Here is a 24,916-nt window from a genome sequence, read left to right on the forward strand (position 1 = left end):
TCAGAGCGAGGACGAGAGGTCGGCTGCCCAGCCCTTCAGGAGCGTCGCGTAGGAGGAGGCGATCCACTTGCTGTTCGATGTGATGTCGGATGCGAAGGCGGCCAGCGCGGTCTTCGCCGCCGCGTGATTGTTCGACGCGAGCGCCGCCGCGGCCGCGCTGAGGTCGGACTGCAGCTTGGACGCCACAGACGACGACGTGATCCAACCGTTCGAGACGCCGTACGACACGGCGCCCTGCAGCCCGGTCACCGTTGCGCGCACCGTGATCGTGAGCGTCTTCGTGGACGTGTTGCCGAGCGCATCCACCGACGTGATCACGATGGTGTGCGTGCCTGCGGAGAGCGCCTCAGCCCGGATCACCGTGCCGCCGGCGATCGCGACCCCATCGAGCGTCGCCGTGACCGACGCGACGCCGGAGACGGCATCCGTCGCCCCGAACGTGACGAGGATCGACTGGGTGACGTCGTAGCGCGTGCCGTTGCTCGGTGCGGTGATGCTCGAGGCGATGACCGGCGGTGTGGTGTCCTTCACGAGACTCTGCGTGTACACGGTCGGGTTCCCCGCCGGGTCGGTCTCGGTGACCGTGAGTGTGATGACCCCGTCGGCGAGGGAGGAGAGCGAGCCGCTCCAGAACGTGGTCTTGCCGCTGCCGTTGAAGGTGGCGGACCCCGTGACCGTGTGCGTGCCGTCGCTGAAGACGTACGCCACGGTGGCGCCTCGTTCTCCCCACACGGGCACGCTCACGCCGCCCACATTGGACGGAACGATCGCCGAAGGCACCGGGGTGACGGTGAGCGAAGGTGGCGCGGTGTCGAGCGTCGCGGTCACGACGGTGGCCATGCTGTTGCCGATCCCGTTGGTGAGCGTGACCGAGACGCTGAAGACGCCGTCGATCAGCTGCGACACGTCGACCGGGATCAGCACGGTGCCGGTCGAGTCGATGATGTCCATGCCGTTCGCCACGTTCCCTGCACTGTCTGTGACGACGACGGAGGCGATGGAACCGGCCTGGCCCCGCACGGTGACCGGGTACGCCGCCTCGGTCGCGAGGTTCGCGTACGTGGGAACGGTCACGGTCGGCACGGTGGGTGCGACGCTGCTCTTGCCGAGGACGGAGCGGATGGTCACGGGCGCCTGGCCGGGTGCGGTGACGGTCGCCGTGACGGCGATGGCGCCGTCGACGAAACCGGAGAGGTCGAGCACGACGGTGAACTGTCCGGATGCCCCGATCGTGCCGGTTCCGGTCAGCACGGTCGACCCTTCGGTGAACGAGTAGAACACGGAGGAGCCGACGATCCCGCTGACGATGAACGGCACGGCCGGCGCCGTCGACGGAGTGATGCCGGACGGCAGGTTCACACCCGCCCCCGACGGCAGCGACATGAGCGGCGTCGCCGACGCGGCTCCCACGATGCCGGAGGACGACCCCGTTCCGGGCGAGTTGAACGGCCGGACGTTCGCGGTCTTCTGGATGTCGACCGCCGTTCCGCCGAGGTTCTCCGGCATCTGGTTGAACGGCGACCCCGTCTGCTGGTGCCAGAGCGAGTCGTGCTGCAGCACCAGGCTCAGCTCGCCGAACGGCTCTCCGTTGCGGGATGCGATGCCCTGGTAGCGGTCGTCGTATGGCGCGTACCGCGTCATGAGGGTCTGGTCGGCGCCGTCGCTCTTCGACAGCGCGTACAGGAACTCCGGCAGGAACGGCTGCAGAGTGCGGCTCACGGTCGGCATGCCGAACGGCGAGAACGGCACGTAGTAGCTGTTGTGGTTGCCGACCCAGTCGATGAGCCGGTCGCCCGCGGTGCCGGCGAAGTAGATGTCCTGCCCGGATCCGCCGTACGCCAGCGCCTCCCAGGCCGGCGTGCCCCAGACGAAGTTCGACGAGGCGAGGCTGTACGAGCCGTCGGCGTTCCGCGTCAGGTTCGGCACCGGTCCGTCGTTCAGGCCGCCGTCGACGAACGTGCTCGCCCTCAGGTCGATCAGGTCGTTGCCGTTGCCGCCGTAGACGCGCACCCTGCCCATGCCGGCCACGATGTAGTCGTTGCCGAGGTCGCCGAAGATCGCCTTGTCACCCGTGGTGGGCATCTGCGGGTCGCCCGTGCCCGGGTACCAGGTGGTATCCAGCGGCATGCCGGCATCCGTCGGGTCGAAGGTGAGGAAGAACGGCAGGCATCCTGCAGCCGTCGGCGTCTGGCCCGTCGCCCATGTGCACAGCAGCGGGTTCGGCTGGCCGATCGTGAACGTGTTGCTCACGACGCTGTTCAGCCACACCTGGCGCCGCGGGTCGGTCGGATCGAAGTAACTCGACTTGCCCGACATGCCTGCCCTGGCGGCGTTGCCGTTGCCATCGTCGGCTTCCGGATGCCATCCGGCAGGGTTGCCGGGGTTGAACGGGTGGTACCAGTCGGTCTCGTACGGGGTGGAGTTCACCGCGTTGCCGGACATGTCGAAGTTGTCGGCGTAACCGAGCTCCGGGGCCTCTGCACCGGATACCGCGGACTGGCCCGGTCCGGCGTGGATGACCCCGTTGCCCCAGCCGCCGTAGATGATGTTGTGGCCGTAGCGCGGCTGGTAGGCGTCGCAGATCTGGTTGTTCTTGCAGCCGTTCGCGAAGCTCGGGCTGCCGTTCGCGGCCGGATCCCAGTTGTACGGCCACAGCACCGCGGTGTACGAGAGAGCGCCCGCGACGTTGATGACCGCCTGCTGCACGTTGCCCGGGGTCGTGATGAGCTCGCTGAGCTGCGAGGCCGGAATGGGAGCGATCCCGTACAGCGGCTCGCCGTAGCTGGAGCTGTTCCGGCTGGCGAAGCACCGGCCGCCACCGCCGATGATGCAGGAGTCGCCGCGTCCGCCGGACACCCAGTTGTCGGCGTATCCGGTGATGATCGTGTCGTTCTGGCCGCCGCCGTAGATCACGTCGTTCGCGGGTCCGCCGTAGATGAACGCGTCGCCGGACTCCGCGTGGATCTCGCTGCCCTTCTGCTGGCACGGCTGCACCAGCTGCTGCGCCGTGGTCTCGGTGCAGGCCAGCGGCGTTCCTCCGATGTCGCCGACCCCGTTGCTGGCGGCGCTACCGGTGACGAGCGGCCCGACCTGACCTGCGAGGTCCGGCCCGCCCGGTGTCATGTCGAGCAGGTTCACCGCACGGGCGATGATGCGCTCGGTCGCGGCGAGGTATCCGTACACGTCGTAGTTGTAGTTGAGGTAGCCCACCGACATCGCCACGCCGTTGCCGACGCCGTACTGCCCGTTCGTGCCGGTGAGACGGATGATGTCGCCGTTGTTCGCGAGGATGACGTTGCTGTCGTGCGCGTGACCGTTCGGGTTCGTGATGCAGTGGTTCGTGGCATCCAGGACCCCGTCGCCGCAGTCCTCGCGGCCGGCGTTCAGCCCGGAGCCGCCGAAGATGAGGTTCGACCCGCTGGCCCGCTCGCTCGGCAGCGTGAGGCTGAACATGTCGGAGTTGCCGCCGACGATGTCGTTCTGTCCGCGGTTCGCGAAGATCGTGTTGTTCCCGCGGCCGCCCTCGATGTAGCTCTGGCCGTCGGTCGCCGCGACCGTTGTGGTGGCGGTGCACGGCAGTGACGTGCAGGATGCCGGTGCGGGGCTCCCGGTGACGGTGAGTGTGTCGAGACCGGTGGAGTAGTCGTGGCTGATCGCGGTGACGACACCGACGGCCGTTCCGCCGACGTTGAGGGTCTGTCCGACGGCGAATCCGGAGTCGGCCCACCACAGGCCCTGGGCGAGGGTCATCGTGTGGGCGCCGAACGTGATCGCGCCGGTGAGCGTGTACTCGAGTGCCGCGTAGTCGTCGACGGACGGGTTGATCAGCAGGTTGTTGCCTGCGTCGCGGCAGGCGCCCACCCGGTTGCCCAGGTAGTAGCCGCGGAACAGGCAGGTGGCTGCTCCCCCGAAGACGCTGTCGATGGACGGCGACCCGTTCGAGGTGGTCGGGTAGCCGGTCGGCGAGTCGGGGGCGGTGATATCGATCGAGCCGTGCGCCTGGATGATGTTGTCGTTCGACTCGCCGAAGATCATGGCCGACCCGGAGCCGCCGGCGATGTAGTCGGCCCCCTTCAGCTCCGAGTCGCGCAGCACGCTCGACCGAGTGGTGTCGTTCGCCGGTACCGAGAGCAGGATGCCCCCTGTGCCGGAGAGGAAGTCGCCCCACCACGCGTGCCCCGTCGGGTCGTTCTGCGCGGTTCCGTCGGTCAGGCTGTTCGTGAGCGAGCCGGGTGTCGTGCTGTAGATCTGCGTGCCCGTGAGGTCTTGGAACCGCGGGTTCGCGTAGTCGAACAGGTGCGAGCCACGGCTGAGCGCGACGCTGCCGGCGATGATCAGGTTACGGCCGGGACCGCCCTGGATGTCATTGTCGCCGTCGCCGCCGACGATGATGTTGTCGCCGCCGGAGGCGTAGATGCGGTTGTCGCCGTGGTTCGCCGGCTGGTCGCTGGAGGCGGCGAGGATGTCGCGGGTCGTCTGGATCCGCTCCACCCGTGCGTCACCCCACGGCGTCGTGCCGCTCGGAGCGCAGTACTGGTTCAGCGAGGCGGTGCCGGTCGGCCGGCAGTAGCCCTGCGCCGGACCGATCGTGAACATCACGCCGGTGGCGGATGCCGTGCCGATCGTTCCCCGCGACAGACGCGCCGTGGTGCCGTCGGCGCTCACCCACGTGATGATCGTTCCGACCGAGATCAGCGTGCCGGAGGCATCCGTGATCGCGAGCCCGACATCGGACTGCCGGAAGCAGTTCGCCGTGCTGCCACTCGTGCACACGACGGTGATGGTGGCGACCCCGTTCTGCGCCGGCGGCACGGCCGAGTTCGAGACGATGGCGCCTGTCACCTGACGTGTGGTGTTCGGGATGACGCCGACGGTCGCCTCCTGCGTGTCCTGCGTCACCACGCCGAACGCGCCGAAGATGAGGTTGTTGTAGTCGCCGTACCTGTCGGTCGTCGTGGCGCCCGGCCGGTCGCCGTAGATCAGGTTGTCGCCTGCAACGAGCGGGTCGGCATCCTGGTACGTGCTGGTGTTCACGGTCGGGAACCTCACGGAGCGTGCGATGAGGTCGGTGTTGAGCCCGTTCGCGCCGAGGATGATGTTGTCGCCACGCTCGCCGTAGATGGTGTTGTCGCCGGAACCGCCCGCGATCACGTCACCGGCCTGGCTGCCGTAGATCGTGTCGTCGCCAGGGCCGCCGTAGACGGTCACGCCGATCGAGGGCACCTGACCCTCAGGGACGTTCGCGAACAGGGCGCTCGCGTCGATCACGTTGTTGCCGGCGTGCCGGAAGGCGTTGGCCACGGGGAACACGAACTGCGGCGTGCCGACGCCGACCTGGTTCGGGAACGGCTTGGAGCCGAACACGCGGCTGGTCTGGGTGACCGGGTCACCCGAGTACCAGATGCCGTCCTGCGAGGTGCTGCCGTAGACCACGAGCGGCGACGGGGCGTAGCCGACGACCTTCGCGCCGCTGCCGTCCCAGGTGGTGATCTGCGGACCGCTGAAGGTCAGTGTCGCGTCGGTCACCGCGGTGATGGTCCACGCCGCGAGCCCGCCGATCTCGAGCACCATGCCGACGACGTAGCCGTCGGTGATCCACGAACCGCCGATGCGGGTGAGTGTCTGCGCACCGCCCGCGGAACCGAGGGTGAACGTGCTGGTGAGTGTCGGGGGCGTCGCGCCGGGTCCCGGGCCGCCGCCTCCGGTGATCGTGAACACGTTGCCGCCGTAGCGCACCGGGTTGTTCGATGCGGATGCGACGGCCACCGTGGCCGTGCAGGTGCCGCCGATCGTGCAGTTCAGTGGTGACGGCGCGCCGGAGACGGTGAGGATGTCGTCGGTCGGCCCGGAGATACCGGTGATGGTGCCCACAACAACGCCGTCGATCGTGATCAGCTGCCCGACGGCGAATCCGGCCTCACGCCACGACCGCATGTCGGTGCGGATCAGCTGGTAGCCGCCCGCCGCAGTGAAGTGGATGCGCGTGCTCACGCGCACGGCCGGGTCGAACACCGCGACGGTGCCGCCTACTGCGCTGCCGGCCGCCGGCCCGCTGCCCGCGAAGGTGAGCGTCGCGCCCGAGACACCGGTGATTGTGCCGATGGGCGCACCGTTCCACATGAGCTCCTGGCCGACCGCGAACTGGTCGGTGGCCCAGCTCGTTCCGTCGAGCCGCCTGATGGTGCTGCCGGTGATCGCGAACGTTCCGGTGATGGACAACGGCTCGGCGCCGCCGCCGTTCAGCGCCGTGATGCCGCCGTGCACGAACGTGGTTCCCGGCGTGCCGTCCTCGTTGGTGAAGGCGCCGCCGGTGAGCGTTCCTGTCACGCTCAGCGTGTCGTTGCCCTGGCCCTGCATGAGGTTCAGCACCTGGATCGTGGACAGCGACGCGTTGGTGAGGATGTCGCCGGTGGTCGGGTCGACGGTGATAGACCCGAAGCTGATGCCGCTCGGGAACTTCGCCGGCTCGCCGAACGTCGGGTGCGTCGCGTCGCCTGGAACGTATCCGTTGTGGTGGGTGAAGTCGACACCGGGGCCCATGCCGAATCCGCTGAGCGCGGTGCCGCTCAGGGTGCCGGTCTGGTTCTGCTGCGATCCGTCGTCGAAGATGTTCAGCACGTTGACCTGCTGCGCTTCAGGCGGCTGCACGCCGATGCCGAAGGGCAGCGAGTTGCCCTCCCCCGGCAGCATGACCGGCAGGTTCAGCGCGGCGTGGTTGTTCTGCGTCGGTCCGCCTTCCACCGACAGCGGACCGCGGATGCCGGAGAGCCGGTGCGGCATCTTCGGGAAGGTGAGCAGCGACTGGTTGCCGGCCGGCACGTTGTAGTGCGGGTCCGCGACGAGCGGGACGACGACCGGCTGGTTCCAGTTGCCCGGCGTGAACGTGATCTGCGCGGCGTACTGCGTCATGGTGAGCGTGGCGGTGCCCGATGCGCCCGGTGCGTGACCGAGCAGCGCGGCGAGCGCGCTGGTCAGGGCCGACGGGTCGGTGACCGTGAGCACGTCGACCCGCGACGACGTGGTGCCGGTGAGCGCCTGGATCTTCAGCGCGACTCCGCCGATCTCGAACCACTGCCCCTCGAGGAAGCCGTCGTCCAGCCAGCTGGAGCCATCGAGCCGGGTGAGCGTTCCCGTCGCGGTGTTGTACGACACGGAGCCGTTCGAGTACAGGCCGTGGTGGGCGGTGCCGATCGCGCCGAAGGAGACGCGCCCGCCGAGCACGGCATCCGTCTGGCCGTCGGTCACCAGCGCGATGGTGACGTTCGACGACGGCTTCGTGGTGAGGCGCACGCTGAAGCTCGACCCGGGTCCCGGCGTGGTGCAGGCGGTGTCGGCGCACTTGGTCACGACCATGCCGTCCGGTGCCTGCACGATGGCATCCGCCGTGCTGTCCGCGTAGACCAGCACGTTCCACGGCGTCGAGCTGTTGTCGATGCCGAGGTAGTCGGCGTCGGCGGGAAGGGCGACATTGGTCACGGCGGCTGTGATGTACGCGTTGTGCGGGTCGGCGATGCTGTACCAGGGCGCGGCATCCTCGCGCACGATCACCGGCTTCGACCAGTCGGCCGGGCCGAATGTGATGGTGTAGACGCCGGCGTTGATCCCGTCGGGCTCGTTCACGACGTGGAAGCGCGGGTCGGTGCTCGACAGCCAGATGCGCGGGTCGCCGGCCGCGGTGACCGTGACGGTGACGACGCCGTTCGGCGCGGCGGCGAGGACCACCGAGGAGTACCCGGAGATGCCGGTCGCCGTCTTGCCCGTTGCCGTGGCGTCGTTGGGCGGCGTCACGCTGCCGCCGAGCACGACGTTGCTGGCGTTGCGGTCCGGAATGGCGAACACGACGGACGTCGCGCTACCGGTGGCGGCGAGCGAAAGCGTCGCCGAGGTGCCGTCGGCGGAGACCGCGACGATCGTCGCGCCGGTGGGAAGCACGTCGCCCAGGTCGGCCTCGACGACGGTGCGTCCGATGTCGCCCTGGTTGAACCCGGCGCTGGCGGAGGTGAGCGTGGTGGATCCCGCGGTGGTGACCCCGTCGCGGAACTGCACGGAGGATGCCAGTCGGCTCGGCAGCGTGAATCCGATGCCGGTTCCGGCGGCCACGGCGGCCGAGAGGGTGACGCTCGTCGCGCTGTTCACGGCCAGGATCACCGTGTTCGCGGGGATGTTCGCGCCTCCCCCGATCTGTGCGATCGGCTGCCCGACGTCGTCGAGCGTGAAGTGCGCGCCGGCCGAGGTGAACGTCGTGGAGCCGTCTGCGACGCCGTCGGTGAACCGCGGTGTGACGGCGGTGGTCGTGGTGTTGTCGTTGCCGAGGTTCGTCACCAGGATGCCCGGGCTGCCCGCATCGATCTTCGTCACCTCGACGTTGCGCACCGCCGCGTTCGCGTAGAACGGGTCTGCGCTGAGCACGCTCTGGCTCACCTCGTAGGTGCGGATGCCGTCGTTCAGCGCGTCGTTGATGGCGCCGACCCAGACCACCTGAGGCGTCTGCCAGTTGCCGGGGGTGAAGACGAGCACGAGCGAGCGCTGCGGCAGGTCGGTGGCGGTGGCATCCATGATGACGTGCTGGTAGAAGTCGCTGTCCGCCGTCGTCGTGCCGACGTTCGGCACGGTGCCGAGCGGCGCCGTCGCCAGCAGGATCGAGTCACCCTGCGGGTTGCGCTCGCGGTTCAGCCGGATGTCGGGCTCGGCTGTGATCGCGACATACACGGTCGAGGTCGGCGCCTGCGCGAGGCGCACCGTGTACGAGTCGATCGTGCCGATCGGCGGTCTCGACGGCGCGTTGTTCTGCGTCTCGTTGACGACCGTGCCGCCGGCGTGCTGGGTGACGATGACGGCGCCCTGCGATCCCTGTGCGACGCTCACCGAGACCCCGGGTATGACGAGGTCCTGGTACAGCTGGTCGCTCGTGATGACGTCGAGGTTGACGGTGCCGCTCGTGCCGTTGATGTCGCGCGAGTACACGTTGCCGCTCACGTCGCCCGCGACGTTGATCTGGTTGCTGCCGAGCCCGCCGATCACCCGCACCGCGACGCCCGGCGGCGTGGAGAGCACGTCGATCACGTCGTCGCCCTCGAGCGCGTCGACCTCGATCACCTGGATGTTCTTGAACGTGACCGACATGCCGGCACCGAAGATGCCGTGGTCGGTGACGACGATGTGGTCGGCGAACTCCGTGCCCAGGATGATCAGCTTGTTGAAGCCGGTCCCGCCGTCGACGGAGACGGGCGCGTTCATGTTGTATTCGACCTGGTTGTTGCCCGCGCCGGTGCGCACATCCGTCTGCGCCGCAGTGGAGTACCCGTTCGTCGTGATGGGGATCGGGATGCAGGCGGGAGCCTCGATCGTGGTGCAGCCGCCGGGCAGGATGATGTTGCCGCTGGCATCCGTCTGCGCGAGGGCGAAGCCGCGCACGATGAAGAGGTTGTTGCCGCCGTCGCCCTCCAGGTGCAGCACGGCGTGGTTCGAGTACACGGTGAACGTGTTGTTGCCCGTTCCGCCCTGGGCGACCAGCGGCGAGCTCGTGCCGCGCGACAGCCATCCGCGGGTCGTGGCGACCGTGGCGACGTCGAAGACGTTCTCGGATGCCAGGTTGCCGGAGGCGCCGTACGAGGGCTGCGTCGCGGTGCCGGACGGGACAGCGGATGCCGTGCGGCGTTCGCCGTAGAGCTGGCCGATCTGGAACTCGTTGTCGCCGGATCCACCGTCGAGGTAGGTCGGTGCGGCGTTGTCGTCGACGGCGAAGTAGTCGTTGCCGCCGAGGGAGTAGACGTGCAGGCCGCCGTTGATGGCGGAGTCGTAGTTGATGCGCTCGACGCCGAAGATGCCGTTGGTGCCGGTCGTGGTCGTTCCGCCGAGCTGTGCCTGCGTGGCCGCCAGTGTGGAGTGCAGCAGTGCCACGAAGCCGGAGCCTGCTGAGTACGGGTCTGCCGAGACCGGGCTGCTTCCGGTGCCCTGGTACACGCTCGGCGAGGTGGGCCGCGCGGAGGTCTCGCCCGGGATGCCCTGTGGTGTGCCGCGCAGCAGGAAGATGTCGTTGGTCGAGTACTCCTGGCCGGCGTTCGCGCCGCTGGTGGCGATGCCGGTCGAGTCCGGCGTTCCGCCGGTGTAGGTGTCGTACCCGTAGATGTTGAGGGTGTCGGTGCCGTCGTCGGGGGCGTGCGAGCCGAGCACGTTGATCTCGTAGTTGTTCGACGTGAACTGGCTGCCACTGGTGAACACCGAGTAGACGTTGCCGCCGGACTGGCCGTCGAGCGTGAGGGTGTCGGCGAGTGCGACATCCTGCCCGAGCGGCACCATCGACTGCAGTCGGTTGACGATGAAGGTGTCGACGCAGGTGTTCAGGGCCGGTGGGCCGTTGCAGGCAGGGGCGTACACGCCCGCTACCGTCGGGGCGCCGTCGCCGTATGCCCTGGTCTGCCCGACGAGCTGTGTGCGGTCGAAGATGAACGTGTCGGCCTCGCTGCCGCCGAAGACCCTGGTGAGGCTGCCGGCGCCGCCGTTCGAGATCTGCCCTGCGGCCATTCCCTGGCCCGGCTGTCCGCTGCGCAGCACGATGACCGTGCCGTCGCCGAACGTCGGGTCGGGCTGCGTGCTGTCGAGCACGGGCACGTCGCAGACGCCGGATGCCGCACCGTGGCAGTCGCCGTAGACGTCGATGTTGCCGGTCTGGTTCCTCGGGATGTTCGGGTCGGCGCCGCTGTACGGATGCGTGTCGGTGGCGGAGATCGTGGCGATGATCTCGCTCGACGGGTCGGTCACGATGTCGTCGGCCGATCGGAGCACCACGTTGCCGCCGTCGGCCTCGATGAGGCCCTGAGGCACCTGCTGGATGCTGTTCTCCACCACGAGCGTCGAGCCGGAGTGCAGCAGGAGGATGTCGTTGCCCTCGACGCCGGTCTCGGTCGTGGTGAGCCGCACGTTGTTCGGCGCGGCGACGCGGCCCGTGTTCTCGCCGGCGTGCGCCAGGAGCACGTTCATCGGCCCGCTCGTCTCGGTGAGATCGATGCTGCCGTCCGCCTGTGCGGCCACCCAGCAGCTGGCGGTCACCCGGCGGGACTGGTCGTCGATGTTCTGGTAGTTCGCGCCCTGGTAGAGCAGCGTGTAGGTGCTCTGGCATCCGCTGCCCGCTGCCGAGTCGATCTTGAGGTCGTTGCCGCCGAGCGGGTCGCCGATGCTGCCGTACTGGGCGAGCAGGTTGATGGTGTCGCCGATGATGTTCGGTGCGGTGCCGCCGGATCCCAGGTTGTGGCCGTCGGTGATCGAGCCGTGGAAGTTCGTCAGCGAGACGTTGGCGCAGGTGGCCGAGCTCGACCCGTAGCACGTGGTGACCGTGTCGACGTGCAGGTCTCCAGTGGTCTGCGAGACACGGATGACGCCGGGCGCCTGCGCATTCAGCACGCCGAACTGGTCGTACGACGACCGGATCTCGAGGAAGTTCGAGTTCTCGCCGATGGTGCCGTTCTGCGCGGTCAGGGTGATGTTCACGCCGACGACCTCCGCGGTCGGCGTCGGCTGCGTCGGGTGCCCGTTCAGTGGCGGGTTGGGCGACGGCTGCGGCGCGTCGTAGATCGATCCTGGCGAGGTCAGCGTCACGTCGTCGTCGGTGGAGCGCACGAGCCCGACGCGCAGATCGCCGGTCTGTTCGGTGAGCGTGATGAAGCCGTTGGTGTCCGCATTCACGGTGCCGTACGTGGCGGCGGTGACGCCGGATGCCGGCTGCTGGATCTGCACGAGTCCGATGATGTTGATGCGCGTCGCGCCCTTGTCGTCGTTCGCGGCGAACACGTCGATGAGTCCGTCGGTGCCGTTCGAGCCGGCATCCAGCAGGCTGAAGTCGTACGTGCTGTCGATGGCGTTGCCGCCGGTCGCGAACGCCCCGGGCTCCAGCACCGGGTGTCCGCCCGTGCAGCCGTCCGGGTAGAAGCAGTACGTGCCGTCCGGCTGGTAGAAGGAGACGAACGTGCCCGAGATGTTGTTCGGGTTCGTCGCGTTCACGGTGATGCCGGGCACCGCGCCCGTCGAGGTCTGGTACTGGGTGGCCTGCAGCCGCACGTAGATGTCGGTGCCCGCGACAAGGTGGTCGATCGGGATGACGTACGCCGGCGTGTTCGTGTTGGCGATCGCCGGGTCGCGGAGCAGGGTCTGCAGGTCGAGGTACTGGCTCGTGCCGGAGCCGGCGGTGAGATCCTCGTCGTGCCCGGCCCATTGCACGAGGTCGATGTTGAGGTACGTGCCGGATGCCCCGATCGAGGTTCCCGCGTTCAAGTGAAGGATGTTCGTGCGCACGAGGTCGGTGTGCGTTCCGTCGCTCGCCAGAGCGCCGCGTGCCGACGACGACGAGATCGAGCCGGTGCTGGAGATGTCGGTCTCGCCGATCGGGTTCAGGATCGAGCCGTAGATCAGCAGGTCGGGCGCCGCCGGGCCGTCGTTCGTGATGGTCACCAGCGTCGGGTCCACGTGCCGCACGATCGCGAACAACGGATGCGTGTTCCCACCGGGCGCGTTCAGCGTCACGGTCGGCGATCCGGTGTTGAGCACGTTGATGTCGTCGATCACGAGCTGCAGCGCCGAGTGGTTCAGGATCGTCACCGACTGCCAGTTGTCGCGGTAGAAGAACGTGCCCCAGTAGTGGCTGCTCGGGCTCGGGCCGCCGGCAGCACTGGACTGGATGAGTCCGTTCGTCGAGCTCATCAGCACGTTGCCGGTGTCGTGGTCGATCAAGTCGTCGACCACGATCGGGCCGCCGCTGACATCCGTTCCCGGCGCGGGGTTGTGGATGCCGTCGACCGTGATGTTCACCGCGTGCAGCACCGTGCCGTCCGGAGCGATGACCAGGTACGGACTCGGGCCCTCGTAGATGACGACGTCGGCGTTCCAGTCCACCTGTCTCGGCTGGCTCGTATGGTCGACGGCGTCTCCGGCGTTCGTCTCGGCCTGCACATACAGCGCGATGTCCGGCAACTGGTTGTTGCTGTTGTCCACCGGGTGGGCGAGGTGCCACACCGACGGGTCGGCCGGGTCGAGGCTCGGATCGTTGGTGTTCTGCCCGTTCACGATGCGGGTGCCGGCCGTGACGGTGACTCCCGCGTGGGCGGCCGCCGTCTCGGAGAAGTCGAAGTTGTTGCTGCCGTTGTTGTGCGACGGTCCCAGGCACCAGCACTCTGCGTCGTCGTCCTGCGACCTGGTGTTGCCAGCGTGCAGTGCGCGTACGTCGACGCCGCTCGTGCCGATCACCCAGCTCGGCTCGGCGGGCGAGCCGTCGAGCAGGGCGGTGTCGTAGCTCGTCAGATGCGAGTCGGCCTCCGCGGTGGCGAATCCGGCGAACGCGATGAAGATCGACCTGGAGTGGCTGGTGAGGTTGGACTTGGTGGTCGTGGCGAGCACGTTCACGGTGGACCCCGTGACGTGCGCGCCGGCCCCGATCACGGATGCCGTCTTGTCGGTCAGGTTGATCTCCGCGCTGGAGACAGAGCCGCCCGCGAGTCCGCCGCTCTCGGTGTCGCCGTCGGCGTTGGCCTGCAGCGTGCTGGTGGAGGCGACGCGCACCATGCCGCCGGCCGTGATCGTGACGCCGGAGGCATCCACCTGGATCGCCGAGGAGGTGCCGGTGATGCCGTTCGGTCCGGTGCCCACGTATGCAGACGTGGTGTTCGTGCCGTTCACGCTGCTCGACACCCCTGCGCCGGAGATGATGCCGCCCGAGCCGTTGCTCGTCGAGGCGCCCGAGTTCGTCTTCGTGGTCGCCGTGATGCCCACGTTGCCGCCCGCCTGGATGAGAGTGGCCGCCACCGTGGCGAGCACCGTCGGGTTGACCGTGGTCGTGGCCGACTGCGACGTGAACGATCCGAGACCGCCGCCTCCGCCGTGCGCCGAAGCGACGGTGATGCCGTCTCCTGGAGGAGGCGACGACGCGCGCAGGCCGGATCCGTCTGCTGCGTGCAGGTACTGCGCTCCGGTCATCGGGCCGGTGAGCCGAAGGTAGAGCTCCTGAGCGCCGGAGCCCGCGGTGAGCGGGATGCCCGCCAGGAACAGCGTCTGCGTGCCCTGCACATACGCGGTGCTGAGCGTGGTGCCGACGAGGCTGATGTGCCCTGGGTCGACCCGCGAGACGGTGTACGTGTCGCCGTCGGTCAGTCCGATGCCGGCGGGTGCGATCTGCTGAACTGCGGTCGACTCGGGTGGAGCGCTGAGCGGGATCGCGTTGATGGCGATGTGGGTGCTGCCGTTGACGCAGCTGTTGTCGGCGGCCCAGCCGACGGCCTCGCAGTACGAGTTCGCGAGCTGGATGGTGTACGGGCTCGAGGGGTTGTAGATGACGTAGTAGACGTGGCCGGGTTGCAGCTGGGGAATGCGCTGGGAGCCGTCGCTGATGTTGTAGACGACCTTCTGTCCGCTCCGCAGATCGTGCGCGGTGATCGTCGCGGGCTGTCCCGGCTGGGTGAACGTCGTTGTGGCGAGGTAGATGTTGTTCGCGCCTGAGTTGTCGCCGGTGACGTGACCGCTGCCGTCGACCGAGACATCCACGGTGTGGTTGCAGTAGGAGCACGCCGGGTCGCTGCTGCTCGTCGCCGGACGTCCCGCGCCGTACGTGAAGTCGTACGACGTCGCCGACCGGTAGGTCACCTGGTCGCCATCGTTGAAGGTGGTGTTGGCGATGGTGTTGCCGGTGACCGCGCCGGTGGTGAATGTGAACGCCTGCGAGGTCGCCGCGGCGTACGTCGTGTAGAGCTCGATCGTGTACTGGTCGATGACGCGCACATAGAGCAGGGTGCCGTCGGCGATGCCGGAGCTGATCGACGAGCCGTTGTAGCGGTAGATCACGGCGTCGCCGGTCTGCAGGTGGTGCGGCGCGCTGAAGCGCAGCATGGAGCGGGCGGCGTCCGTGCCGGACGGCGGCGGCGTGAGGCTGAAGGCGTCGATGGATGCCGAGGTCCAGCTCACCCCGAACCGCAGGTGGTCGGGGTCGGGGTCGCCGGAGCCGAGCCCGGTGGGATCGAGCGTCGGCACGATCACCGAGTAGACCTGGCCGCTGCGCAAGCCGCCGATCGCGGTGTTGCCGCCTGCGTCGTACTCCACCTGCTCGCCGGTGACCAGCCCGTGCTGCGGGAACAGCACCGAGTCGTCGGGAGCGGAGCCGCCGTCGGCGTTCAGCGCCTGGATCTGGTCGGTGAGAACCGCGCCCTGCGGGTCGGAGAGCGACTCGGCGTCGATGATCACGGTGCCGCCCACCTTGATCGTCGTGCCGGTGTCGACGGTCGCCTTCACGGTCGGCGTCGAGGACGCCGAGGCGCTCGGCAGGCCGACGTTCGCGATGCCGCCGCCGACCACCTTCGCCGTGCCGACCGCTTCGGCCCGGTGCGAGATGGCGGTGAGGGTCAGCCCGTTCGCCGACGACGTGTCGAGCACGACGGCCACGTTCTTGCCGATGGCCGCGGTCACCGTCGGGTGCGCCTCGGCCGTGCCGACGGCGCCGCCGATGGCGGCCACGAGCGCGCCGGCGATGGTCGATGCGGCGCCCGCGGTGACGGCCGCGTCATCGGCGGTGACGCTGAGCGATGCCGGCCGTGCCGACGTGGTGCCGATGACCGCTCCGTCGCCGATCTGTGCCGAGACGGTGCCGCCGGCGTTCGCGTCGGCCGACATGCTCGCACCGGCGAGTCCGATGCTGCCGGAGCCGCCCTTCACCGTGGAGAGCACGAGGGCGCCGCGGCCCGAGTGGGCGACGATGGCGGTGCCTGCACTCTGGATGCGCGTGGTGCCGTCGAGCGACACGGCATCCGTTCCGTCGACGAGGCCGTTCGCGGCGGCGTCCGAGGCGCCCGCGATGAGTCCGACGGCCACGACGAACAGGTTGGAGTTGACGGTGTGTTGCGCATCGACGGTGACGGCGAGCGATGCCGCCTGGGTGAGGGTGCCGCCGAAGGAGGCGGAGCTGCCCGAGTGGTCGTCGGCGTTCGAGGAGACGAATCCGAACGCCGCGCCGAACGACGCCGAGACGCTGCCTGTCGTTGCCGTGATCTGGTTGTGCGTGTCCGCCTCGATCGTGACAGCGCCGGGCGTCGCGATGCTCGAGGTGGAGGTCACGGCCGCACCGGTCGTCGCATCGCTCGTGATCGTGGCCTGCGACACGTCGGCGGCGGCCGAGGCGGCTCCGGCGAACGCGAGAACCTGGACCGAGTTGGTCGCCGTGTTGTTGCTCGTCGCCGTGGCCGACAGCGACGCCGCCGACACGTCGTCGCCGACCGAGACGTTCGTGGCACCGGCGACCACAGCGGTCGGCACGCTGACGCCGACGCCGAACAGGCCGCCGATGGTGGCCATAGCGCTCGAGGTGTCTGCGGTGTTGTGCGATGTCGCGGAGAACGTGACACCGCCCGTGCTGGTGATCGAGTGGGTGTTGGCGGCATCCGCCGAAAGCGCCTCGGTCTTGGCGTCGGTGCCGATCTCGACGTAGGTCACGCTGATCGCGATGGCGCCGCCGAATCCGCCGGAGGCGACGTCGAGCTCTGTGTGGGCGTAGTCGGTGCTGTTCGCTGTGACGGCCACGGAGGCGCTGGAGACCACGGTTCCGTCCAGCCGCGCGCGCACTGCCCCGTCGAGATGCCCGACCGCGGCGAAGATCGACGCCCCGCCGAACAGTGCGAGTCCGAGCGACCTGCCGATCGCTACGGCCTCGTTGCGGTCGCCGCCCGACGTCTCGGCGAGGATCTTCAGAGCGCCCGACGTGGTGATCGACGCCGTGGACGTCGCCTGTGCCTGGATGTCCGCCCCCGACGCGACCGTGGCGACCGCTACTCCGACGGTGAGCCCGATCGTGCCGGAGATGTTGAGCACGTCGACCTCGGCATCCGCCTTCTTCACGCCCGCGGCGTGCACGGTGACGGCCGTCGACCCGGCGATGGTGCCGCTCAGCGTCGCCGTCGTGTGGCCGCTCACGATGGCGATCGGGATCATCGCGGCGATGGCTGCGGCTCCGATGACGGCACCGGGAGTGAACGCAGAGGCGACATCCGACGCCGTCGACTCGACGTCGACCGTGGTGGTGGACACGTTGCCGCCGAGTTCCGCCTCGGTGTTGCGGCCCTGCGTGGCCACCACGAGCGTGAACCCGACCGAGATGCCGCCACCGACGGCGATGTTGACCGCGACCGGTGCCAGCGGTCCGCGTGAGCCGGTCGCCTTGACCGTGACGCCGCCCGAGCCGATGGTGCCGCTGTCGTGCGCGAAGGATGCCGCGCGTGTCGTCCCGGTGTAGCTCACGACCGCGACGATGCCGCTCAGCGCAAGGCCGACGCCGGCGACGACGCCCACCGAGAGGATGCTCGTGGTCACCTGGTCGGTGGCCTCGACGTCGATGCCGCCGACCGGTCCCGTCGGTCCGACGGTCACATCACCGATCAGCGCCTGCGTGTCGCCGCTCAGCTGGATGATCGAGACGGCGGCGCCGGCACCGGCGGCGGCGATCGTGATGCCGATCGCGTATGCCGCGAGCGTGCGGTCGGCGTTCGCCGTGACCTGCAGCAGCGTTCCGGCCATCGGCACGGAAGCGCCGTCGTCGATGTGCGCCTTCTGCGAGCTCGAGTCGTTCAGCACGACCACCTGGGCGCCGACCGCGATGCCGCCCGCGGCACCCGCCACGCCGATGTCGGTGACGTTCTCGTCGTACTCCGTGTTCACGCCGACCGTTCCGGCGGCGCTGACCGATGCCCCGCCGTACACGCCGGCGTCGACGACGTCGCCGATGGTGAACACCGTGATGCCCGCTCCGAACGCGCCCGCGCCGCCGGCTGCAGCACCGGCCAGTGCGAACACGTCGAGGTGCTCCGTCGCCTGCACCTTCACGTCGCCGGCGAGCGAGTGGACCGAGCCGCAGACGGCGGATGCCGTGCCCTCCGGAGCGTGGGACGGGTCGCACTGTACGACGGTGCCGGCCGGTGCGCTGAACTCGTTCTGCGTGGGCGTCGTGCCGGAGTAAGAGCCGTTCAGCGTGTTCTGGCCGGTGGTGCCTGCGGATCCGACCTGCAGCTGGTAGTTGTCGTCGCTGATCACCCAGTCGGTGGTGTCGGTGCCTGGAGTGGTCCCGGCCGACGAGGTGAAGGCATCCTGCGCCTGGTAGTAGTGGCCGTTGTAGCTGACCAGGTCGCCCGCGTTGTAGGCGTGGGCGGCTGCGTCGTACGGCGTGGCCGGGTTCGGTGCGCCGCCCAGCGCCGACTTCCACCCGCCGCTGCCGCCGGATGCCGCGGTGTCGGCCTGCGCCTTGGAGTCGGCTCCGTTGCCCTGGGTCGAGTCCTGCGGTGCATCCTGCTTCCAGTGCGAGGTGTCGCTGAGCGGCGTGCCGACCGGCGGGTTGTCCTTCGCGATGTACTTCGGGCCGTTCACGCCGTCGTGCACGACGTCGCCGCTCTCGTACTGAACACCGGACGCCCACGCGCCCCTGTCCGGTCCGTTGCCGTCGGCCGAATACGTCGCGTTCGGTGCAGTACCGACCGACCACACCGAGACGGCGCCGGCGATGCCGGCGAATCCGACGCCGATGCTCACGGCGTACGTCTGCACGTGCTTGATCGACAGCGCGTTCACCCGCACCGTGCCGTTCGCCCAGACATCCGTGTTCGAGGCGAGCATGCCGAGCACACTGATCTTCGCGACGCCGATGTCGACGCCGCCGGCGGCGCCGACGAAGCCGCCTGCGGCGCCGCCCGCGAACGTGAGCGAGTCGAAGTGGTCGGTGCCCGAGACGTCGACGCCCTGTGCCGCGGAGACGCCGCTGACGATGCCGCCGCCGCCCGTCTTGCGGTTCACGGTGGTGCCCGAGGCGAGGAATGCCTGCGTGTCGACGGTGAAGATGGTGACGCCGACGTTGCCGGTCACGCCGACGAAGCCGCCCCCGACGCCTGCGACCAGCCCGAACAGCGTCTCGTTGGAGTCAGCCTGCACGACGAGACCCGGGACGGTGGCGGTGTCGAACGAGCTCTGCCCGACCGTTCCGCTGTCGGCGCCGGCGATCCCGTTGCCCTGTCCGAGCACGACGACCACGTTGTCCGTGCCGAGGTACGCGAGCGTCTGCTTGGAGACGATGGCCACATCCACTCCGACGCCGACTCCGACGTAGCCGACGGCGAGGGTCGCGGTGATGAGGAGCAGTTTCGTCGACGACGTGGCGACGACGCCGACGCTGCCGTTCGCGCGGAGAGTGGTGCCGGTGCCGGTGAACGCATCCGTGTACTCGTTGACCACCGAGACGCCGACGGTGCCGGCGACCCCGACCGTGCCTCCGCCGACCGCGGCGTTCACCGAGACGACGGCGTCGCTCGCCGTCGCCCGGATCTCCGTGTTCGCGCGCGAGTTGACGACGACGTCGTCGCCGAGCGATGCGTCGTCGTGCAGCTCGACGACGCGAACGGCCGCCGAAGCGCCGACGCCCACCGAGCCGCCGACGGCGAGGGATGCCGCGACGCCGAGGGTGCGGAAGTTGTTCACCGCGGACACCAGCACCGACTGGTTCTGGTCAGCGGCGGGGTCGTTCGTCGCGCACGCAGTGTCGCCGACGGCGCAGTCGATGTGCGTTCCGTTGCCGATGCTCGCGACGGTGTGCACCGTGACGACGGCGACGGTGCCGGCAACGCTCACCGCTGCGGTGCCCGCGCCGCCCGCGGCGACGCCGAGCGTGGAGATCATGTCGCTGTTGGATGCCGCGACCGCGACTCCCTGGAAGCCGGTGCGGGTCGGCGAGGTGACCGTCTGCGGGCCTTCCTCGGACGCGCTGCCGGCAGGGAGCATCCCGGCGGGCACGAAGCTCTGCGAGCGGCCCGATCCGGTGGAGGTGAACGTGATGACCTTCACCAGGGCGGGGTTCAGCGCCTGGACGTCGTCGCCGCCGTAGCTGACGCCTCCGCCGGACTTCGGCGAGGACTGGCAGATGCCGTCGGCGCCTTTGTCGATGCCCATGGCGTCGCAGTACGTCGCTGCGATCTGGAAGTGGTCGGGGCTCGGGTTCACCACGTAATACGTGGCTCCGTCGACGAGGCCGCCGATCGCCGCGCCTCCGCCTGCGCTGTAGACGACCGGGTCGCCGACGTTCGGCGTGCTGGAGGCGGGCCAGTTGTAGGGAAGAACGATGTAGTCGCCCGCGACGTCGTTCGCCGCGGAGAAACGTGGAGAGGTGTCGGATGCGACGCCCGCCTGGTCGGTGGGCACGAAGCGCTGGTTCTCGCCCATGCGCTGGCCCGCGGGAAGCGACAGGTTGCAGACCAGGTTCGGGTCGGCGCAGGTCGGGTTCGACGGGGGGCCGCGCTTCGTGTACAGCCGGATCTCGGTGCTCGACACCGGGATGACGTAGTACGTGCCGCCGTTGGCGAGCCCGACGATGTCGGCACCGCCGCCGTCGTCGTACACCACCTGCTGGCCGAGCGCGAAGCCGTGCGTGTAGCCCAGGTTGATCGTGACGCCGTCGGCCTCGAGTCCCTGGTTCGCCGGCGGGTTCGGCGGCGCGGTCGGCCATCCGCCCTGGTATCCGCGCGGGTCGAACCGGGTGTCGGTGCCCGTGGTCGAGTACGAGCCCGCGTTCACGGTTCCGTTCGTGATGTGGCTGGCCGCGGCGAGTGCGGTGACGGTGGCGTTCGCGCCGATCGTGGCATCCGTGTTCTTCGTGACGACCGGCACGGCGACGCCTGCCCCGACGGCCGCCGTTCCTGCACCGGAGACGTTGCCGGCGAGCACGAGCAGGTTCAGCGCCTCGTCGGCCGAGACGATGACGTTGCCGCCGGCGCGCACGTCGGCCGAGTCGCCGATCGACGCGTCGGTGCGCACGCTGATCACCGGGATCGCCGCGTTCACCGAGACCGCGGCGGTGCCGCCTGCCGAGCCGCCGACGGAGATCGACTTGATGGCCTCGGACGAGATCGACTTCGTGACCACGTCGCCGTTCGCCCGCACGATGGCCGACGAGCCGATGGACGCCGTCGTCGTCTTGTGGATGTCTTCGACGTCGACGCCGATGCCGACGCCGGCCGTGCCGCCCACGGCGAGCGCACCGGCGAGGGCGAGGATGCTGCTGGTGTCCTTGGCCTGCACGACAACGGCCTGCGTTGCCTGCCCTGAGGAGTTCGTGCAGGTCGCACCGCTGCAGTCGATCGTCGCGGAACTGCCGATCGACGCGGTCGTGACGTCGGTGAGCACATCCACGACGACCGAACCTCCGACGCCGGCCGAGTCGCCCCCTGCCCCGGCGATCGCCATGATGAGCAGGTCGACGTTCTGTGTGGCGTTGACGGCGACGCCGTCTGCGGCATCCCCCTCGACGCTCGCTCCGTCGGCGATGGTCGCGGTCACGGTGCCGTTGCGCACAAGCACGGCGACGGATGCCCCGACTCCGGCGCTCGAGGTCGAGATCGCGACGTTGCCGGAGACGATGCTGAGCTTGTCGGCCGTGTCGGACGCCGCCACGGCGACCTTGCCGTCGGCGTGCACCTGGGCGCCGGTGTCGATGGTTGCGGCCACCGCGTGCGTGCCAGGGTTCAGCACGATGATGTCGATGGTGCCCTGCACTGCGACGCCGCTGGTGCTCGCGGATGCCCCGGCCGTCACGTCCGTCATCGCCTCGGTGGCCGTCGCCGAGACGCCGACGTCTCCCCCTGCGTTCACCTTCGCGTCGGAGCCGATGCGTGCGAGCACGTCCTTGGAGACGATGTCGACGATCACCGATCCGCCGGCCGCCGCCGATCCCATGCTGAGCGCCACGGTTCCTGCGACGTTGACGATGGTCGTGTCATCGGTGGCCGCCACTGTGACCGACTGGGTCGAGTCGCCTGTCGTGGTCTGGTTCACCAGTGCCGAGTCGTTGATGTACGCCTCGGTGCCGAACGAGTACACGTCGACCGCGATGGTGATGGCGACGGCGCCGCCACTCTTCGAGGCCGATCCGCCGCCGACGATCGACGACAGTGCCGGGACCGGCGACCCGCCTGATGGATCCTTGTAGTTGTCGATCTGGGAGATGCCGGTGACCGGCACCAGCGGCGCGAACGTGTCGGTGGCGTTCACCGCGATCGCGCCCGACGCCTGCACGGTCGTGGGATGCGCGAGGCTGGAGTCGATGTACGCGCGGGTGATGTCGTGCGTGATGACGTTCACCGCGAACGCACCGCCGACGCCCACACCGCCACCGGAGGCGAGCGCGCCGCCGAGGGCCAGGTTCAGCAGTCGAAGGTCCGTGGTCGCCCCCACCGTCACACCCGCGGTCGAAGTGATGTCGGAGCCTGCGCCGATCGTCGCGTTGGTCTCGAAGTCGAGAACGTGGATGCCGACGGATCCGGCCACCGCGGCATCCGACTTCGCTGCCGCCGCGGCGAGCGCCCAGGCGATCACGTCGTCGTGCTTGCCGGTCGGTGTGATCGCCTGAACCGAGACGCCGGCGCCGGTCACGGTGCTGCCGGTGCCGATGCTCGCCGTGTTGTCCATGGTCTGCACGTCGAGAGCGACGGCCGCCCCGATGCTGGTGTCGTTGTTCAGGTCGACCGCGATGCCGTACGCCTTGGTGGTGGAGCCGTCGACGACGGATGCCTGCACATCCACGCTGCCGGCGCTGGCGTCGACAGTGACCCCGCTTCCGATGTCGGCGGTGGTCGATGCAGACACCCAGTTCACCCCGACCGCGGCGGCGATGCCGGTGCCGCCGCCCTTGGCTCCCGACTTGCCCGAGGAGCTGTTGTTCGCGCTCTGCGTCTCGCCGTTGGAGCTGGGCGTTGTGCCCGTTCCGGCGCCGCTCGCAGAAGGGGTGCCGGTGATCTGCTGGTTCGTCTTCGCGTCGGCGGTGTTGTCGGACTTCTTGCCCTCGTTCTTGCTGTTGTCCTGGGTGCCCTTCGCGCTCGCCTTGGATGTCGCCGACGTGCTCAGCTCGCTGGTGGCGTGCACCTCGACCGACGCGCCGGTCAGCGACGTGGCGAGCTCGGACGTGTTCGCCCAGTCGAGCACGACGTTGATGGTGACGACGGCACCGATCGCGACGTCACCGCTGGCCGCGTCGCCGTCGCCGGCCGCCTCGAACTCCGAGGTGTGCTCGGCGTCGATCTTCACCGCACCGCTCGCCGTGAGCGTGGATGCCCCGGTGCCGAGCCGCGCGATCACGTGGTCGTGGTTCGAGATGGTGAGCGCTACGGCAGGCGTGATCGCCGGGTCGTTGCTGCCCGACTCGGTGCCCGCCTCGGTCTCGGTCTCGACCTGCCGGAAGCCGGTGGCGTCGATCGTGACGTTCGCGACGGGAGTGTTCGCGCCGCCGGTGATGGTGGCGCCGTCCTGCACCTCGGAGCGCACCTGGTTGTGCACGGCGTCGAACATGAAGTTCATCGCGACGGCTGCGCCGACGCCGACGGCATCCCCTACCTCGGCCTTCGAGGTCGCCTTCGAGACGTCGCGTTCGTTGCTGAGGCTCTTCAGCGTGAGGTCGCCGCCGGTCAGTGTCACGTTCGCGCCGGTCTCCACGAGCGCTGCCGTGTCGTTCTGCACGATGTTCAGCGACACGGCGCCGGCGATGCCGACCGACGACGGGTCGCCCGAGACGCCCGCCACTCCCTGGGCGGTGACCTCGTGCTCGTCGAGACGGAAGATCTCGTCCGTGGTGCCGGTCTCCGGCAGCGCGATGCCGTGCGGGATGCTGCCGCTCACCGCGTTCCAGACGTGGCCACTCGAGGAGAACTTGTAGAGCCCGGCGGCGTGGCCGAAGTCGTCCGCGGTGGTGAGCTCGAAGTAGTCCTTGTCCTTCGGGCCGCCCGACGGGAGCGCAGCGCCGGAGTCGGAGGTGCGGAACACCCAGTTCGTTCCGTCGTACTGGTAGAGGCTGCCGTACGGATGCCCGTCCTTGACCTTGTCGAGCACGTACCAGTCGTTCGTGCTGGGCGACGTCGGGAAGTCGGTGCCCTCCGGCGGTGTCGTCGCCGTCGGGTTCTGCGCGTCCCAGCTGCCGGACCCGTTGTACTTGTACACACCCTTCTTGTGGCCGCTCGAGTCGTCCTGCGTGAGCACGAAGTACTGGCCCGCGTACGGTCCTGGCAGGTCCTTGCCGCGGTCGACGACATCCCAGCCGGTGCCGTTCCAGTGGCGTAGCACCGCGTGGTTGTCGGGATCGGCGATGTCCGTCATGCCCGCCTCGACGTCGAGGCCGGAGGCGACGACGGTGGATGCGCCGACCGTCGCGTGGTTGGTGATGCTCACCGAGTTCACCCCGACGCCGATGCCGGCGCCGATGCTCGCCTTCGCGGTGCTGTCGCCCTTGCCGTTCGCCGACGCCGTGGTGTTCGCCGTGCTGCCCACGGTGACGGTTCCGGTGTCCGAGGTGATCGTGAGGGAGTCGTCGATCCACGCCTGGTTCACGGTGGTGACGATGTTGATCGCGAGTGCCGCCGCCACCGAGAGCGATGCAGAGCCGGTCTTCGACTGTCCGTCCGCCGTGCCGTCCTTCGGCGTGCTCGTCTTGCCGGAGTCCTTGCCGCCGTCGTTGGCGGCCTGGGTGGTGTTCGCGTTCTTGAGGTTGTCGTCGGCCTTCTTGTTCGAGTCCTCGCCGTCATCCTGAGCACCGTTCGCGGCAGCCTGCGCCTCGGTCGTGGTCTGCGACCAGCCGGTGGCGTTGAAGCCGATGGCGCCCGTCGCGTGCAGGCTGCGCGACGTGTGCGCGTCGACGGTGTGGTTCACGATGGCGAGGGCGAGGGAGATGCCGATGCCGGCGGTGCTTCCGACCCCGGTGTCGCCCTTGGCGGTGGTGGTCACCGACCCGTGCAGCGTCGCGTTCGCGGTGATGGCACCGGTCACCGTGACGAGGGGACCGGCCCCGAAGGCTGCTGTCGACGATTCGTTCGCGATCGATACCGCGACGGAAGGTGTGACGGAGACCTTTCCGCCCTTGCCTCCCGCTTCGGTCTCG

General features: G+C 69.1%; 1 protein-coding gene (only partly in view). It reads right to left on the reverse strand.

The features are described 5' to 3' along the window. On the reverse strand, positions 1-24,916 hold the 3' portion of the coding sequence (locus ACTHNC_RS04845) for a matrixin family metalloprotease (protein ID WP_440293467.1). 4,013 nt of this gene lie beyond the right edge of the window; only the last 24,916 of its 28,929 coding nucleotides appear in the window; its start codon lies beyond the right edge, outside the window — the gene reads right to left on this strand; its stop codon occupies positions 1-3.

This window comes from Humibacter sp., from assembly GCF_051954055.1.
Classification (GTDB): Bacteria; Actinomycetota; Actinomycetes; order Actinomycetales; family Microbacteriaceae; genus Humibacter.